The following is a 15,032-nucleotide window of genomic DNA, read 5'->3' as shown; positions in this document are numbered from 1 at the left end:
TGACCGGCGGGCTCACACCCGGAAGATAATGTGCTCTTCCCAGTCGTCCTCGGGCACGCTGCCCTCGGCGAGCATCCGCCCGGCCTGGGAAATGCGCGCATGGTGCACCCCCTTGGGGTCGCCCGAGATCAGGTGATGCCACGGCGGCAGATCCTCGCCCTCCGCCACCAGTCGGTAGGCGCAGGTGGGCGGCAGCCAGGCGAACGCCTCGGCGGTGGCCGGGGTCAGCTGCACGCAGTCAGGCACAAGCTGGCGACGGTTGGAATAATCGCTGCACCGGCAGGTATTCAGGTCCAGCAGCTTACAGGCCACCCGCGTGTAGTAGATCGACGCCGCGTCATCCTCGTCCTCCAGCTTCTGCAGGCAGCACAGGCCGCAGCCGTCGCACAGCGACTCCCACTCCTGCTGGTCCATCTGTTCCAGGGTCTTGCGCTTCCAGAACGCTGTCACACGCTGTGCCATATCAGGCCTCCTCGCCCAGGGCGTCCGCCAGCCAGTCGAGCAGCTGCCCGAGACTGAACGGCCAGTCCAGTTCCGCCCCGGTGTCCTCGCGGCGCAGCACCGGAATACGCAGCTCATAGCGCGCCAGCAACTCGGGCGATTCAGTGATATCCACCTGCCGCACGACAATGCCGTTGCCCTCCAGCGGACGGGTCAGGTGCAGGCATTCCTCGCACAGGTGGCAGGCAGTGGTTCCAAACAGGGTCAGGACAGTCATGGTCTTTCCGAAAACAGGCGGGACAGCGCGCATTCTACCCCGGAACCGCCCCCGGCTGAATCGCCGGCCGCCCTTGGCAGCCCGACGGCGTTGTCACATACTCGACGGCTCTGATTGGAGGCTCTATGGATTGGCAAACATTGTTGTGCCGTGAGCGACTGGGCAAACCCGTCGCCAGCGCCGAGGAACTCGGCCGTACCCCTTTCCACAAGGACCATGACCGGGTCATCTTCTCCGGCGCCTTCCGCCGGCTGGGCAAGAAGACCCAGGTCCATCCGGTATCCAGCAACGACCACATCCACACCCGTCTCACCCACAGCCTGGAGGTAAGCTGCGTCGGCCGCTCCCTGGGCATGCGCGTCGGCGAGATGCTGCGCAGCGAACTGCCCGACTGGTGCGCTCCGGCTGACCTCGGGGTAATCATCCAGGCCGCCTGCCTGGCCCACGATATCGGCAACCCGCCCTACGGGCATTCCGGCGAAGACGCCATCCGCCACTGGTTCCACAAGGCCGCCCGGGATGGCTGGCTCGACCCGTTGACCGATGCCCAGCGCCTGGACTTTCTCAATTTCGAAGGCAACGCCCAGGGCTTCCGGGTGCTGACCGAACTGGAATACCATCAGTTCGACGGCGGCATGCGGCTGACCTACGCCACCCTGGGTGCCTACCTGAAATATCCCTGGACCTCCCAGCACGCTGCCAGCCAGGGTTACAAGAAACACAAGTTCGGCTGCTACCAGGCCGAATACCCGCGGCTGCTGCAGATCACCAACAAGCTCGGTATGCCGCTGCAAAGTGACCAATGCTGGGCCCGTAGCCCGCTGGTCTACCTGGTCGAGGCCGCGGACGATATCTGCTATGCGCTGATCGATCTGGAAGATGGCATGGAGATGGAGCTGCTGAGCTACAGCGAGGTGGAGCGGCTGCTGCTGGATCTGGTGGGGGACGACTTGCCGGAGACCTATCGCCAGCTCGGCCCGCGGGACTCAACCCGGCGCAAACTGGCTATTCTGCGCGGCAAGGCCATCGAGCACCTGGTCAACGCCGCCGCCGAAACTTTTATCGCACAGCAACCCGCGCTGCTGGCGGGTACGCTGTCGGGCGATCTGGTCAGCCATATGCCCCACGCCGCCCAACGCTGCGTACTGGAAGCCAAGAGCATCGCCCGCGACCGGATCTTCCAGGACAAGCGCAAGACCCTGCACGAGATCGGCGCCTACAGCACCCTGGAAACCCTGCTGGAAGCCTTCTGCGGCGCGGTGAACGAACAGCAGTCCGGGCAGAACCTGAGCTTCAAGCACCGCCGGATCCTGGACCTGCTGGGCAACAACGCCCCGCGGGAGGACTGGGGGCTATACGCCAGCTACATGCGCGTGATCGACTTCATCGCCGGCATGACCGACCTCTACGCCGCCGACATGGCTGCTAGGATCAGGGGCATCAATCCAAGCTAAGCAGGCTCCTGGAAGGGCCGGGTTCCATCCCGGCCTGCGTGTCTCAGGGCAGCACCTCATGTCGAGATGGAACTCGTCCGGGTCGCGCTCGACCGGGTCGCGGTCGACAATCCCAGGAGCCAGCCCCCTGGGAGTGTCAAGCACCAGCTTGACACAGGCGTATCCGGCAGATCCGCAGTCGAGCTGGTGCTCGACCATCCCAGAGATCAATCCCCGCGGCTGGGCGAGAGCAGTTCGATCTTGTACCCATCCGGGTCTTCCACGAAGGCCAGGATGCTCGCCCCGTGCAGCATGGGGCCTGCTTCGCGCACTACCTTGCCGCCACTGGCCTTGATCTGCTCACAGGCCTTGTACACGTCATTCACTTCGATCGCGATGTGGCCATAGCCATTGCCCAGGTCGTAGCTCGGGGTGTCCCAGTTGTGGGTCAACTCCAACACCGAGTTCTCCGCTTCATTGCCGTAGCCAACAAAGGCCAGGGTAAAACGCCCATCGGGATAATCCTTGCGACGCAGCAGGGTCATGCCCAGTACGTCGGTGTAGAAGGCGATGGACTTTTCCAGATCACCCACACGCAGCATGGTATGTAAAAGACGCATATTCAGCTCCTCACAATCTAAAAAAACAGCCCCGGCACGAACCGGGGCTTTTCTCTTCCAGCTTCCAGCTTCAAGCTCACAGCTGCTTCAGATCAGCTTACGACCTTTGTTGGCCGCGATACGCAGGCGCAGAGCATTGAGCTTGATAAAGCCCGCTGCATCGGCCTGATCGTAGGCGCCAGCATCATCTTCGAAGGTAGCAATATTGGCGTCGAACAGCGAATCGTCGGACTTGCGGCCGACCACGATGACGTTGCCCTTGTACAGCTTCAGGCGCACCACACCGTTCACGTTCAGCTGGGAGGCATCGATCATTTCCTGCAGCATGACGCGCTCCGGGCTCCACCAGAAGCCGTTGTAGATAAGCTCGGCGTACTTGGGCATCAGGCTGTCTTTCAGGTGCGCGACTTCGCGGTCCAGGGTGATGGACTCGATGGCGCGGTGACCCTTGAGCATGATGGTGCCGCCGGGGGTCTCGTAGCAGCCGCGGGACTTCATGCCCACGAAGCGGTTCTCGACGATGTCAGTACGGCCAATGCCGTTCTCACCGCCGACCTTATTCAAGTACGCCAGCACCTCGGCCGGAGTCATCTCCTTGCCGTCGATGGCAACGATGTCACCCTTGCGGTAGCTCAGCTCGATATAGGTGGGCACATCAGGCGCCGCTTCCGGCGACTTGGTCCAGCGCCACATGTCTTCTTCGTGCTCGGCCCAGGTGTCTTCCAGCACGCCGCCTTCATAGGAGATGTGCAGCAGGTTGGCGTCCATGGAGTACGGCGACTTCTTCTTGCCGTGGCGCTCGATCGGAATATTGTGCTTCTCGGCATAATCCATCAGCTTCTCGCGGGACAGCAGGTCCCACTCGCGCCAGGGCGCAATCACCTTCACACCCGGCTTGAGCGCATAGGCACCCAGCTCGAAACGTACCTGGTCGTTACCCTTGCCGGTCGCGCCATGGGAGATGGCGTCGGCACCGGTTTCATTGGCGATCTCGATCAGGCGCTTGGCGATCAGCGGACGGGCAATGGAGGTACCGAGCAGGTATTCGCCTTCATAGACGGTGTTGGCGCGGAACATCGGGAACACGAAATCACGCACGAACTCTTCGCGCAGGTCGTCGATGTAGATTTCCTTCACGCCCATCGCCTGGGCCTTGGCGCGCGCCGGTTCGACTTCCTCGCCCTGCCCCAGATCAGCGGTGAAGGTCACCACTTCGCAGCCGTAGGTATCTTCCAGCCACTTGAGGATTACCGAGGTATCCAGACCGCCGGAATAGGCCAGGACGACTTTTTTCACATCAGTCATTACGCGCTCCATTGATGAAGGTTACCGGCGCAGCGAAGGGCACCAGCCAAAGGCAGTCATTCTACCGCCCGGGCCGAAGTAATTACAGGGGGGAGTTCGTTACTCGCGCTCAAGGCGCAGGGTCACCCGGCGATTCTTGGCCCGGCCGGCGGCGCTGTTGTTCGCCGCCACCGGATAACGCTCCCCGTGGAAGCGGGTGCTGATCAGTTCCGGGTCTACCCCGCGCTCGGTCAGGTACGCCTGCACCGCCAACACCCGCTGGCGGGACAGCTCGCGGTTGCGCAGGCGGTCGCCCACATTGTCCGAATGGCCGTCCAGTTGAATCCGACCTACCGCAGGGTCCGCCTCGATATAGGCCAGCGCCACGTCCAGCATGCGCTGCGCCTGGGCATCCAGCTCGGCACCGCCGGAGGGAAAGCCGATGGCGCTGCGGCTGATCTGGTCGATATTCATCGGCAGCAAGCCATTGGCGCAGGTCTGGAACTCGTCCCAGGCCTGACGGTAGCCGACGCTGGACACCACCACGGTGACCGGGCCCGCATCGCTCAGGCTGCTGCGCTGGATGGTGGGCTGCAGCCCTGCCGAGAGGCCGGCCAACATCTGCCCCGCCTGTTGATAGGGCAGCTGCAGCGCCTTCGCGCCACTGGCGACCGTGCCCGCCCCCACCACCTGGGGCCGCAGCTCCGGGCGCCAGGGCGGTGCGGTATTGAACACCTGCGCCGGGCCCGGCCGCATCAGATTGCTCCAGGCCGACAGCTCGAAAACCGGCCGCTCCCCCGCCCGGCGCACGAACATGGCCTCGCCATAGCCGTCGATCTGCTGGCTGAGCCGGCATTCAAACTGGTCGCCGGCCACCGTCCACTGCACCTTTTCCATCCGGGTCTGGAAAGTGAGGGCCTGGGCAGGCGCAGCCAGGGCCAGCAGCAGGATCAGGAACAGGCGCACGGGTTACTCCGCAGATGAGGGTGACAGCAAACGGATCGGCGGGAACAGGGGAAACTTTAGAGTCAAGCCGCCCGATATACGACCATGGTCGCCTGTGATCGCCTGGCCACTGCTCTAGAGTGCCCATAACAGAGCGTATACAACAGGAATAACAAGATGCTCGAACTGCATAACGTGCGTGCCCTACCGGCTCGCCGCGGGCCCCGGCATGGGCGCCTGGTATGGATCTGTACCCTGGGCCTCGGCGCCCTGTACCTCATCTTTCTGCTGCTGGTCGCCTTTCGCCCGGCCAGCCTTGGCACTGCCCTCCCGGACCCGGACCTCGTCCTCTGGGCCGGTGGACTGCTGCTGCTATCCCTGACCTTTACTCTGGCTACCCTCCACTTCCGGCAGGCCAGTCACGAGTTTGCCCAAGCAACTAGCGGGTCCATGGCAATGACAAAACCAACAAAAAACCAGCAACAGGGGGAATAACAATGAAAAAAGACATAGTGGCCGAGGTGCTCAAGCACCCCAAGTACCAGGAACTGGTGCGGCGACGTACCCGAGTGAGCATGGGCTTCTTCGGGATAACGTTGTTGATCTACGCCAGCTTCATCCTGACCATGGCCTACCTGCCCGAGGTATTCGCCCAGCCCCTGGGCGGAAACTGGACCATGAGCGTCGGGCTCTTCGTGGGCCTGCTCGTGGTGTGCAGCGCGGTGCTGCTGATTGCCCTCTACACCTACTTCTCCAACAAGGTGTTCGACCCCCTGCTGGAAGCCATCATGAGGGACGTGGAATGAACAAGTATCTCGTAGGTGCCCTGCTGGCCCTGGCAGCCCCAGCGGCCCTGGCCGAAACCGGCCAGGGTGCGAACACCGAAGCCATCATCATGTTCCTGCTGTTCATTGCCGGCACCATGGCGATTACCTGGTGGGCGGCGCGCAAGACCCAGACCACCTCCGACTTCTATACCGCCGGCGGCGGCATTACCGGGTTCCAGAACGGCCTGGCCATTGCCGGGGACTATATCTCCGCGGCCTCGTTCCTGGGCATCGCCGGCATGGTCTATGTGTCTGGCTACTATGGTGTGATCTACGCCATCGGTTTCCTGTTCGGCTGGCCGGTGGTGATGTTCCTGGTGGCCGAGCGCCTGCGTAACCTGGGGCGTTTCAACTTTGCCGACGTCACCGCGTTTCGCCTGGAGCAGACACCGGTACGCATCCTCGCGGCCAGCGCCTCGCTGCTGATCATCGCGCTCTATCTGATCGCGCAGATGGTCGGCGCCGGCAAGCTGATCGTGCTGCTGTTCGGTATCGAGTACAAGTTCGCCGTGGTGATCATCGGCGCGCTGATGATGATCTATGTGTTCTTCGGCGGCATGACGGCCACCACCTGGGTGCAGATCATCAAGGCCGTGCTGATGCTGTCCGGCGGCACCCTGTTGTCGGGGCTGGTGCTCTACGCCTTCAACTTCAGCCCCGATGCCATGCTCGCCGAAGCAGTCACCGTCCACCCCTATGCCGAGCAGCTGATGGCCCCCGGTGAAGCGGTGACCAACAATCCGTTAAACGCCCTGTCCCTGGGGCTCGCCCTGGCCTTCGGTACCGCCGGCCTGCCGCACATCCTGATGCGCTTCTTTACCGTCTCCAGCGCCCAGGAAGCGCGTAAATCGGTGATCTGGGCCAGCAGCTTTATCGGCTACTTCTATGTTCTGACCTTCATCATCGGCTTCGGCGCCATTGCGCTGCTGGTGCGTCATCCGGAGTTCTTCCACCTCGGTGCCGACGGCAGCTTCAATATGCTCACGGACCTGATCGGCGGCACCAATATGGCGGCGGTGCATCTGTCCAACGCCGTGGGCGGCAGTTTGCTGCTGGGCTTCCTGGCGGCGGTGACCTTCGCCACCATTGTCGCGGTGGTGGCAGGGCTGGCCCTGGCCGGCGCGGCCTCGATTGCCCATGACCTCTACGCCAACGTGATTGCCCGGGGCCGCTCCACCGAGAAGCAGGAGATGCGCATCTCCAAGATCTCGATCCTGGTGCTGGGGGTATTGGCGATCCTGCTGGGTATCGTCTTCGAAGACCAGAACGTGGCCTTCATGGTCGGCCTGGCCTTCGCTATCGCCGCCAGTGCCAACTTCCCGGTGCTGGTGCTGTCGATCTCCTGGCGCGGCTGTACTACCCGGGGTGCGGTGTTCGGCGGCTTTATCGGCCTGCTGGTGGCCACCGTCTGGGTAGTCCTGAGCAAGACGGTATGGGTGGACGTGTTCGGCAATGCCGAGCCGATTATCCCCTTCCCCAACCCGGGTATCGTCTCCATCCCACTGGCATTCCTCTCCATCTGGTTCTTCTCGGTCACCGACCGGACCGCCCGAGCCGACCGCGAGCGTGATGCCTTTGATGCCCTGACCGTACGCAGCCAGACCGGTATCGGTCGCAGCGGCGCCGCTGTGCACTGATCCACCTGGCCTTGACCCATCCCCCGCCAGCCGCTGCGCTGCCGGGGGGTTTTTGCTGATACAGCGATGGCAGGCCTGCAACACCGCCAATCCCGCGTCGATCGGTCACGTTCGACTATCGCCAGCCGGTTAGCTGCGTGTAAAGCCACGGCGTTTCCGGTAGCATGACGCCATTGCAATAGCCTGGAATTTCACCCATGACCGATCGTATTACCCTGGTCCGCCCCGACGACTGGCATATCCACCTGCGTGACGGGGCAGCCCTGCCGCACACGGTCGCCGACGCGGGGCGCCATTTCGCCCGCGCCATCATCATGCCCAACCTGGTGCCGCCGGTGCGCGACGGTCAGCAGGCGGACGAATACAAGGCGCGCATCCTGGCCGCCCGCCCGCAGGGCAACGGGTTCGATCCGCTGATGGTGCTGTACCTCACTGACCAGACCTCCCCCGAGATCATCCGCCAGGCCTGGCAACAGCGCCAGGCGATCGCCGCCAAGCTGTATCCGGCGGGCGCCACCACCAACTCCGATTCCGGCGTCACCGCGCTGGAGAAGATCTATCCGGCGCTGGAAACCATGGCCGAGGTGGGTATGCCCTTGCTGGTGCATGGCGAAGTCACCCATGCCGAGGTCGACATCTTCGACCGCGAGAAGGCCTTTATCGACCAGCAATTGGTGGCGCTGACCGAGCGCTTCCCGACCTTGAAGGTGGTGTTCGAGCACATCACCACGGCCGACGCAGTAGACTTTGTGCGCAGCGCCTCCGATCGCATCGGCGCGACCATCACCGCCCATCACCTGCTGTACAACCGCAACCATATGCTGGTGGGTGGCATCCGGCCGCACTTCTTCTGCCTGCCGATTCTCAAGCGCCAGCGCCACCAGCAGGCGCTGGGCGATGCGGTGCTGTCCGGGTCGACCAAATTCTTCCTCGGCACCGACTCGGCGCCCCATGCCCGCCATGCCAAGGAGGCGGCCTGCGGCTGCGCCGGTTGCTACAGCGCCCATGCGGCTATCGAGTTGTACGCGGAGGCCTTCGAGGCGCTTGGCGCGCTGGATCGACTGGAGGGCTTTGCCAGCCTGCACGGTCCCGACTTCTATGGTCTGCCGCGCAATACCGACCACATTACCCTGGTGCGCGAGCCCTGGACCGTACCTGCCACCCTGCAACTGGGCGAGCAGGAACTGGTGCCCCTGCGCGCTGGCGAAACCATCAATTGGCGGGTCGTCTGATCCCTCTACCATTAAGGACGCTGTGTGAGCGAGTTTGACTACGACGAAAACGATGCGCTGGACGGGCCCGGCCCGGCCGGTGGCCACAAGCCCCCAATGGCCTACCGATTCCGCGGGTTCCTGCCCGTGGTGGTGGATGTGGAGACCGGCGGTTTCAACTCGGCGACCGATGCGCTGCTGGAAATTGCCGCCACGCCCATCCTGATGGATGACGATGGCCAGGTCTATCCGGACCAGACCCACTTCTTCCGGGTCGAGCCGTTCGAAGGGGCCAATGTCGAGCCGGCCGCGCTGGAGTTTACCGGCATCAAGCTGGATCATCCGCTGCGCATGGCCGTGAGCGAAACCCATGCGCTGACCGAAATCTTCAAGCATGTGCGCAAGGCGGTGAAATCCGCCGGCTGCAAGCGCGCCGTGCTGGTGGGCCACAATGCCTTCTTCGACCTGGGCTTTCTCAACGCCGCGGTCGAGCGCACCGAGATCAAGCGCAACCCCTTCCACCCCTTCTCCTGCTTCGATACCGCCACCCTGGGCGGCCTCGCCTATGGCCAGACCGTATTGGCCAAGGCCTGTGCTGCGGCCGATATCGAGTTCGACGGGCGTGAAGCGCATTCCGCCCGTTACGACACGGAAAAGACCGCTGAACTCTTCTGCACCATCGTCAATCGGTGGCGCGATATGGGCGGCTGGCCCCCGGTCTGAACCACCCCCGTTGCCAGCCGGATAATTTCATTCCGGTCGGCTACACTTGACGGCGGTACACCAACTCTGCCGACAACGCGATGCCGGCGCCCATAAGGCGTGCCGGCGGGACCAAGAAGAAGGAATCAATCCCATGAAATTCAGAGCTCTCCCGTATATCTTTTCCGCAGCGCTGGGCTTCGCAGCCGTAGCCGCTACCCCTGCGGTGGCCCAGCAGAACTTCATCACCATAGGTACCGGTGGCCAGACGGGCGTTTATTACGTGGTCGGCCAGTCCATGTGCCGCCTGGTCAACCGCAACACCAACGACCACGGCATCCGCTGTAATGCCCCTTCCAGCGGCGGCTCGGTCGCCAACGTCAACGCCATCCGCGGTGGTGAGATGGACATGGGCGTGGTGCAGTCGGACATCCAGTACAAGGCCTATGAAGGCCTGGAGAACTTTGCCGACGCCGGCGCCTTCAAGGAAATGCGCGCCGTGTTCGCCCTCCATGGCGAGCCGCTGACCATCGTTGCCCGCCGTGACGCGAACATCAAGCACGTCAAGGATCTGAAGGGCAAGCGCTTCAATATCGGCAACCCCGGCTCAGGCCAGCGCGACACCATGGACGTGGTCATGGACGCACTCGGCTGGACCATCAAGGACTTTGCCCTGGCATCCCAGCTCTCCGCTGCCGAGCAGGCCGCCGCCCTGGGCGACAACAATATCGACGCGATGGTCTACGTCGCCGGTCACCCCAACGGCTCCATCCAGGAAGCGACCACCACGGTGGACTCGGTCATCGTTGAGGTCAACGGCGAGGAAATCGACGGCATCATGGCCGCCCAGCCCTACTACGCCAAGGCCGTCATCCCCGGCGGCATGTACCGCGGCAATGACCAGGATGTCGAAACCTTCGGTGTGCGCGCCACCATGGTGACCTCGACCAAGGTGTCGGAAGAGACCGTGTACCAGACCGTGAAGGCGGTGTTCGACAACTTCGATCGCTTCAAGCGCCTGCACCCGGCCTTCGCCAACCTGACCGAGCAGGAAATGATCAAGGAGGGGCTGTCCATTCCCCTGCATGACGGAGCCGTACGCTACTACAAGGAACGCGGCTGGATGTAATCTCTGGGGCGCGGGCCACCCACAGGTGGCCCGGGCTCGTCTCCGTACCACACAGGGAATAGTCAATGACCGACTCTGCCAAGCGCGAAGATCTGCTTACCGAACTGGATGACCTGGTCGCCACAAGCGACACCGGCGCGCGCAAACCCCACGGCCTGACTGGCAAACTGCTCCTCGCGGTTGCCGCCTTCTGGTCGCTCTTTCAACTCTGGATCGCCTCTCCGCTGCCCTACATAGTCGGATTTGGCGTCTTCAACAGCACCGAAGCCCGCTCCATTCACCTGGCGCTGGCGGTATTTCTCGGCTTCATGGCCTTCCCGGCATTTCGCCGCTCCCCCCGCGAACACGTGCCGCTGGCGGACTGGATCATGGCCCTGGCTGGCGCCTTCTGTGCCGCCTACATCTACCTGTTCTATGCAGCCCTGGCCGAGCGCCCCGGCAACCCGACGACGATGGACGTTGCCGTCGCCCTGGTCGGCCTGCTGTTGCTGCTGGAAGCGACCCGTCGCGCATTGGGGCCGCCCCTGATGATTGTGGCGCTGGTCTTCATCATCTATTCCATTGCCGGCCCCTATATGCCCGGCATGCTGGCCCACCGCGGCGTCAGTCTGACGTCCCTGGCCAACCACCAATGGCTCAGCACCCAGGGGGTGTTCGGCATCGCTCTGGGCGTGTCCACCAGCTTCGTGTTCCTGTTCGTTTTGTTCGGCTCGCTGCTCGACAAGGCTGGCGCCGGCAACTATTTCATCAAGCTCGCGTTTTCCCTGCTGGGTCATTACCGGGGCGGCCCGGCCAAGGCGGCCGTAGCAGCCTCCGGCATGACCGGGCTGATTTCCGGCTCCTCCATCGCCAATACCGTGACCACCGGTACCTTCACCATCCCGATGATGAAGCGCGTTGGCTATACCGCCGAGCAGGCCGGTGCAGTGGAAGTGTCCGCCTCGGTCAATGGCCAGATCATGCCGCCAGTGATGGGCGCCGCGGCGTTCCTGATGGTCGAGTACGTCGGCATCTCCTACACCGAAGTCATCAAGCATGCCTTCCTGCCGGCGATGATTTCCTATATCGCGCTGTTCTACATTGTCCACCTGGCCGCCCTGAAGGCCGGGATGCAGGGGCTGCAGAGCAGCAACCCGCACCGCCCGCTGGCGCGCAAGCTGCTGGGCTTTCTCACCGGCCTGCTGCTGATCATGGGGCTCTCGCTGGCCGTCTACTACGGGCTTGGCTGGCTTAAACCGCTGCTGGGTGACTACGCCGCCTGGGTCATCGCCGCCGGCCTCGGCATTGCCTATATCGCCCTGATCCGGGTCGGCTCAAGCTATCCCGATCTGGAGCTGGATGACCCCAACTCCCCGGTCGTGAGCATGCCGCAGACCCGGCCCACCCTGATGACCGGCCTACATTACATCCTGCCGGTTATCGTGCTGGTCTGGTGCTTGATGGTGGAACGCCTCTCGCCCGGCCTGTCGGCGTTCTGGGCGACGGTCTTCATGATCGTGATCATCATCACCCAGCATCCGCTCATGGCGCTGTTTCGCAAGGAGCAGGACATTACCGGCAAGATCCGCCGCGGTTTCAATGATCTTTGGGACGGACTGGTTGCCGGCGCGCGCAACATGATCGGCATCGGCATCGCTACGGCCACCGCCGGGATCATCGTCGGCGCCGTATCGCAGACCGGTGTCGGCCTGGTCCTGGCGGACCTGGTCGAAGTGCTATCCATGGGCAACCTGCTGCTGATGCTGGCCCTCACTGCCGTACTCAGCCTGATCCTGGGCATGGGGCTACCGACGACGGCCAACTACATCGTGGTATCGGCTCTGCTTGCCCCGGTGATCGTGACCCTGGGCCAGCAGAACGGCCTGATCGTGCCCTTGATCGCGGTACACCTGTTCGTGTTCTATTTCGGGATCATGGCGGATGTGACGCCGCCGGTGGGCCTGGCCTCCTTTGCTGCCGCGGCGATTTCCGGCGGCGATCCGATCCGTACCGGCTTCCAGGCGTTCTACTACAGCCTGCGCACCGCCGCCCTGCCCTTCCTGTTCATCTTCAACACCGACCTGTTGCTGATCGATGTCAGCTTTGTCTATGGTCTGATCATATTCGTGGTCGCCACTGTGGCGATGCTGATCTTCGCTGCCGCCACCCAGGGTTGGATGATTACTCGTAGCCGCTGGTATGAAAGCCTGCTGTTGCTGCTGGTGGCCTTCACCCTGTTCCGCCCCGGGTTCTGGATGGACATCGTGCACGATCCCTACCAGAGCATCCCGCCGGCGGAAATTACCCAGGCACTGGACCGGATGGATGAGGACAGCAACCTGCGCATGCAGATCAGCGGCGTGGATGATATCGGCAACCCCACCACCTTCTATCTGCTGGTGCCGATCCCCAACGGCCTGAACGGTGAAGAAAAGCTGGAGAACCTCGGCCTGACGCTGATGCAGGAAGGCGATCGCACCCTGGTGGACATGGTCACCTACGGCAGCCTGGCCTCGGAGCTGGGCTTCGACTTCGACCAGGAGATCCTCGAGGTCATGGCGCCGGTTGATCGTTACCGCAAGGAATGGATGTGGATACCAGCGTTACTGGTCTTCGCCCTGGTTGTGGCACTGCAGTGGCGTCGTCGCCCTGCGGTGGCCACCGCTTCGTCCTGAGTGCTAGAAGGAGCTAACGCATGTACAAGGTAATACTGGTACCGGTCGACCTCAATCACAAAGCGTCCTGGGCCAAGTCGCTGCCCACCGCGATCCAGCTGTGCCAGACCTACGGCGCCTCGCTGCACCTGGTAAGCATCCTGCCCAGTATCGGCATGTCGATGGTGGACGGCTTCTTTCCCAAGGAGTTTGCCGCTACGGCAAAGAAGAGCCTGAAACAGGCATTGCGGGACTTTGCCGCCAAGCAGGTGCCTGCCGACATGAAGGCACAGCTGATCGTGGCGGACGGCAAGGCCTATGAAGGGATCCTGCGGGTAGCCAAGAAGATCAATGCCGATCTGATCGTCATGTCCACCCACAAGCGCAAGCGTATCGAGGACTACCTGGTCGGCACCAACGCCATGCGCGTGCTGCAGCAGTCCAAGGTGTCGGTGCTGGTAGTGCGGTGATTGAGGTCGGGGCGATGCTGGCCGCCAGGCCAGCTGCCCCGCTATCCTCAGGTGCGCCGCTTCGGCGGCGTCAGCCCATCTGAGCTGGTGATGACCTCGCCCTTGGGCACGGATGGCTTGCGGCGCGCGGCGGGTTTGGGGGTCTTGGGCCGTTTGATCTTCTTCTTGTCGTCCTTTTTCTTCTTCGCGCCCACCGGCTTGCCGGAGGCCTTCGTCTTCTTCGGCCCCTTGAAGCTGCCGGCCAGCTCCTTGATCACCCGGCGCTCGAACTGACGGCGCAAATAGCGCTCGATGCTCGACATCAAACTCCATTCGTGGGGCGCGACCAGGGAGATGGCAACCCCCTCGGCGCCGGCCCGGCCGGTGCGGCCTACCCGGTGCAGGTAATCATCGCCGCTGCGCGGCATATCGAAGTTGATCACCAGGTCCAGCTCGCTGATATCCAGTCCACGGGCAGCCACGTCGGTGGCCACCAGCACGCCGCTGCCGCCCTGCTTGAACCGCTCGATGGCCAGCTTGCGGTCCTTCTGGTCCTTCTCGCCGTGCAGCACATAGACGCGGAGCCCTTCCACCGCCCGCAGCACGCCGTTCAGGCGGTCAGCCATGACGCGGGTGTTGGTAAAGACGATCGCCTTGCCCGGGCACTCGTTGAGCAGCAGCCATTTGACCAGCGCTTCGCGGTGCGCGTTGTCATCCACCGCGATCACCTGCTGGCGAATGGCGGGAGTATCGTCACGCACGCTATCGAGCTCCAGCCAGCGCGGTTCAGTCAGCACCTGCTCGATGATGCGGCGGAGCCCGGCGTTACCGGTGGTGGCGGAGAACAGCATGGTCTGGCGCTCCTCCGGGCAGGCCTGGGCAATGCTCAGCACATCCTCGGCAAAACCCATGTCCAGCATGCGGTCGGCTTCATCGATCACCAGCGTCTGGATGGTCGACAGATCCAGCCCGCCTGAGGCCAACTGCTCCAGGCAACGCCCCGGTGTAGCGACAATGATGTCGGGGTTCTTGCGTAGCTTGGCCGCCTGGACCTTGAAGTCCTCACCGCCCATCACCAGCTCGGACTTGAGGAAGGTAAAGGCCGCCAAACTCTGGATATCCTTGTGAATCTGCTGGGCCAGCTCCCGGGTCGGCGACATGATCAGCGCGCGCGGCGCCATCGGCTTGCTGTCATCGTCGAGCAGCCGCTGCAGGATCGGCAAGACATAGGCAGCGGTCTTGCCACTGCCGGTCTGCGCGATGATGTACAGGTCTTCGCCGGCGATCGCATGGGGAATCGCCGCTGCCTGGACCGGCGTCGGCTTTTCGAAGGACAGGGCCGAGAGAGCCTTGAGCAGGCGTTCGTGCAGGGATAGTTCGGTAAACACGGGCTTTCCTTCTGGAAACAAGAACAACAATGGGGATGGCAATGGCGCTAGTGTAT

General features: G+C 63.0%; 15 protein-coding genes. 9 read left to right on the top strand and 6 right to left on the bottom strand.

Annotated features, from left to right (window positions below; translation table 11 throughout):
- Positions 1-12: 12 nt before the first annotated feature.
- Both VG99_RS13475 and VG99_RS13470 read right to left on the bottom strand, forming a co-directional pair.
- Positions 13-462 carry a YcgN family cysteine cluster protein gene (locus VG99_RS13475; RefSeq protein WP_044500768.1) on the bottom strand — a complete coding sequence of 150 codons (450 nt, stop codon included), beginning with the start codon at positions 460-462 and terminating at the stop codon, positions 13-15.
- Between the two features lies 1 nt (position 463).
- A complete protein-coding gene (locus VG99_RS13470; RefSeq protein ID WP_044500766.1) occupies positions 464-718 on the bottom strand; it encodes a glutaredoxin family protein in 255 nt (84 codons plus the stop codon).
- A gap of 125 nt (positions 719-843) precedes the next feature.
- Between VG99_RS13470 and VG99_RS13465 the strand changes: the two genes are divergently transcribed.
- Entirely contained in the window at positions 844-2,172 is a 1,329-nt protein-coding gene (locus VG99_RS13465; protein WP_044500763.1) for a deoxyguanosinetriphosphate triphosphohydrolase, read from the top strand.
- 206 nt (positions 2,173-2,378) lie between these two features.
- Here the strand turns inward: VG99_RS13465 and gloA are convergent, their stop codons facing one another.
- The 3 genes from gloA to VG99_RS13450 form a co-directional block, all read right to left on the bottom strand.
- Positions 2,379-2,771 (bottom strand): lactoylglutathione lyase, encoded by a 393-nt coding sequence (gene gloA, locus VG99_RS13460; RefSeq protein WP_044500760.1) that lies wholly within the window; start codon positions 2,769-2,771, stop codon positions 2,379-2,381.
- 87 nt (positions 2,772-2,858) lie between these two features.
- Positions 2,859-4,076, bottom strand: coding sequence for an argininosuccinate synthase (locus tag VG99_RS13455; RefSeq protein WP_044500758.1), 1,218 nt, complete (start codon positions 4,074-4,076; stop codon positions 2,859-2,861).
- Positions 4,077-4,175: 99 nt separating this feature from the next.
- The gene (locus VG99_RS13450; protein WP_044500755.1) at positions 4,176-5,021 is read right to left on the bottom strand and encodes a flagellar protein MotY; all 846 of its coding nucleotides are present in this window, start codon (positions 5,019-5,021) and stop codon (positions 4,176-4,178) included.
- A 156-nt stretch (positions 5,022-5,177) separates the two neighbouring features.
- On the opposite strand from VG99_RS13450, the gene VG99_RS13445 reads away from it, so the two are divergent.
- The 8 genes from VG99_RS13445 to VG99_RS13410 all read left to right on the top strand — a co-directional run bounded on the left by VG99_RS13445 (position 5,178) and on the right by VG99_RS13410 (position 13,609).
- Positions 5,178-5,495, top strand: a complete 318-nt coding sequence (locus VG99_RS13445; RefSeq protein WP_044500751.1) for a DUF485 domain-containing protein — start codon at positions 5,178-5,180, stop codon at positions 5,493-5,495.
- A gap of 2 nt (positions 5,496-5,497) precedes the next feature.
- Positions 5,498-5,806, top strand: coding sequence for a DUF485 domain-containing protein (locus tag VG99_RS13440; protein WP_044500749.1), 309 nt, complete (start codon positions 5,498-5,500; stop codon positions 5,804-5,806).
- Positions 5,803-7,464, top strand: a complete 1,662-nt coding sequence (gene actP, locus VG99_RS13435) for a cation/acetate symporter ActP (RefSeq protein WP_044500745.1) — start codon at positions 5,803-5,805, stop codon at positions 7,462-7,464. The genes VG99_RS13440 and actP overlap by 4 nt, the downstream gene beginning before the upstream one ends.
- Before the next feature lie 197 nt (positions 7,465-7,661).
- Entirely contained in the window at positions 7,662-8,696 is a 1,035-nt protein-coding gene (pyrC, locus tag VG99_RS13430) for a dihydroorotase (RefSeq protein WP_044500743.1), read from the top strand.
- Between the two features lie 96 nt (positions 8,697-8,792).
- Positions 8,793-9,398 carry a ribonuclease T gene (gene rnt, locus VG99_RS13425; RefSeq protein WP_420848302.1) on the top strand — a complete coding sequence of 202 codons (606 nt, stop codon included), beginning with the start codon at positions 8,793-8,795 and terminating at the stop codon, positions 9,396-9,398.
- A gap of 133 nt (positions 9,399-9,531) precedes the next feature.
- Complete coding sequence (locus VG99_RS13420; protein WP_044500738.1) at positions 9,532-10,506, top strand: TAXI family TRAP transporter solute-binding subunit; 975 nt, start codon at positions 9,532-9,534, stop codon at positions 10,504-10,506.
- Positions 10,507-10,571: 65 nt separating this feature from the next.
- Positions 10,572-13,160 (top strand): TRAP transporter permease, encoded by a 2,589-nt coding sequence (locus tag VG99_RS13415; protein WP_044500736.1) that lies wholly within the window; start codon positions 10,572-10,574, stop codon positions 13,158-13,160.
- A 20-nt stretch (positions 13,161-13,180) separates the two neighbouring features.
- Positions 13,181-13,609 (top strand): universal stress protein, encoded by a 429-nt coding sequence (locus VG99_RS13410; protein ID WP_044500733.1) that lies wholly within the window; start codon positions 13,181-13,183, stop codon positions 13,607-13,609.
- 47 nt (positions 13,610-13,656) lie between these two features.
- Here the strand turns inward: VG99_RS13410 and VG99_RS13405 are convergent, their stop codons facing one another.
- A complete protein-coding gene (locus VG99_RS13405) occupies positions 13,657-14,976 on the bottom strand; it encodes a DEAD/DEAH box helicase (protein ID WP_044500730.1) in 1,320 nt (439 codons plus the stop codon).
- Between the last annotated feature and the right edge of the window lie 56 nt (positions 14,977-15,032).

It is taken from the genome of Pseudomonas saudimassiliensis, from assembly GCF_000939975.1.
GTDB lineage: Bacteria > Pseudomonadota > Gammaproteobacteria > Pseudomonadales > Pseudomonadaceae > Halopseudomonas > Halopseudomonas saudimassiliensis.
The sequence above is the reverse complement of the archived record's forward strand: the minus strand, read 5'-3'. Positions and strand labels throughout refer to the sequence as shown.

Bases quoted from the DNA above. Each gene is read 5' to 3' on its own strand.
- VG99_RS13475 (WP_044500768.1), bottom strand. From the start codon at position 462: ATGGCACAGCGTGTGACAGCGTTCTGGAAGCGCAAGACCCTGGAACAG.
- VG99_RS13470 (WP_044500766.1), bottom strand. From the start codon at position 718: ATGACTGTCCTGACCCTGTTTGGAACCACTGCCTGCCACCTGTGCGAG.
- VG99_RS13465 (WP_044500763.1), top strand. From the start codon at position 844: ATGGATTGGCAAACATTGTTGTGCCGTGAGCGACTGGGCAAACCCGTC.
- gloA (WP_044500760.1), bottom strand. From the start codon at position 2,771: ATGCGTCTTTTACATACCATGCTGCGTGTGGGTGATCTGGAAAAGTCC.
- VG99_RS13455 (WP_044500758.1), bottom strand. From the start codon at position 4,076: ATGACTGATGTGAAAAAAGTCGTCCTGGCCTATTCCGGCGGTCTGGAT.
- VG99_RS13445 (WP_044500751.1), top strand. From the start codon at position 5,178: ATGCTCGAACTGCATAACGTGCGTGCCCTACCGGCTCGCCGCGGGCCC.
- VG99_RS13440 (WP_044500749.1), top strand. From the start codon at position 5,498: ATGAAAAAAGACATAGTGGCCGAGGTGCTCAAGCACCCCAAGTACCAG.
- actP (WP_044500745.1), top strand. From the start codon at position 5,803: ATGAACAAGTATCTCGTAGGTGCCCTGCTGGCCCTGGCAGCCCCAGCG.
- pyrC (WP_044500743.1), top strand. From the start codon at position 7,662: ATGACCGATCGTATTACCCTGGTCCGCCCCGACGACTGGCATATCCAC.
- rnt (WP_420848302.1), top strand. From the start codon at position 8,793: ATGGCCTACCGATTCCGCGGGTTCCTGCCCGTGGTGGTGGATGTGGAG.
- VG99_RS13420 (WP_044500738.1), top strand. From the start codon at position 9,532: ATGAAATTCAGAGCTCTCCCGTATATCTTTTCCGCAGCGCTGGGCTTC.
- VG99_RS13415 (WP_044500736.1), top strand. From the start codon at position 10,572: ATGACCGACTCTGCCAAGCGCGAAGATCTGCTTACCGAACTGGATGAC.
- VG99_RS13410 (WP_044500733.1), top strand. From the start codon at position 13,181: ATGTACAAGGTAATACTGGTACCGGTCGACCTCAATCACAAAGCGTCC.